The sequence below is a fragment of the Pararhizobium arenae genome (genome assembly GCF_001931685.1).
In the GTDB taxonomy this organism is placed as follows: Bacteria; Pseudomonadota; Alphaproteobacteria; order Rhizobiales; family Rhizobiaceae; genus Pararhizobium; species Pararhizobium arenae.
This window is the reverse complement of record NZ_MOOY01000035.1, coordinates 1-864: the sequence shown is the minus strand read 5'-3', so window position 1 is coordinate 864 and position 864 is coordinate 1. Positions and strand designations below refer to the sequence as shown.

Genomic DNA, 864 nt, shown 5'->3' with positions numbered 1-864 from the left:
TGACCTGAGACCCAATCTTCCTCCAGTTTTGGGGAGAGTCTTGGGCTTTTAATCTGGCCTCATGCGGCCTGTTTTTCCATAGCCATTTTCATTGCGAACTCGTTGGGGGTGATATTGCCCAGCGACGAGTGCGGTCTGTTTCTGTTGTAATCCTCCTTCCATGCCGTGATTGCGGCGCGGGCCTGAGCAAGCGACGAGAACAGCGTCTCGTTCAGGCACTCGTCGCGGAAGCTGCCGTTGAAGCTTTCAATGAGGCCGTTTTGCATCGGCTTGCCGGGGGCGATGTAATGCCATTCGACCTTTGTCTCCTGGCACCATTTGAGGATGGCCATACTGGTCATCTCCGTGCCGTTGTCCGAGACAATCGTCCTCGGCTTTCTTCGTCGAGCGATGAGACTATCCAGTTCGCGGGCAAGCCGTGCCCCCGACAGGGATGTATCGGCGACCAGGCACAGGCATTCGCGGGTAAAGTCGTCGACGACCGCCAGCACCCGAAAGCGGCGGCCGTCGGTGAAGGCATCACTGACGAAGTCCAGGCTCCAGCGCTCGCCCGGACGCGACGGCAGAGCCAAAGGACGTCTCGTCCCCAAGGCCCGCTTTCGGCCGCCACGCTTGCGCACCGTCAGCTTCTCCTCCCGATAGAGACGTCGAAGCTTCTTCAGGTTCATGACGATCCCCTGCCGGTCGAGCATCACGTGGATGCGCCGGTAACCGAAGCGCCGCCGCTCGGATGCCACCTTCTTCATCGCCTCCCGAATGGCCGCATCGTCCGGCCGCACGCTGCGATATCGCATGCTCGACCGATCCACCGATAGAACCTCGCACGCCCGACGCTGGCTCACTCCATGCTGTGCACAGACGTGA

1 protein-coding gene is annotated in these 864 nt (G+C 60.5%); it reads right to left on the bottom strand.

Annotation, left to right across the window (positions count from 1 at the left end):
• Nucleotides 1-59: 59 nt before the first annotated feature.
• Nucleotides 60-864 (bottom strand): IS3 family transposase (locus tag BLX89_RS23765; protein ID WP_143523756.1); only part of this gene is annotated, 805 nt, incomplete at its 5' end.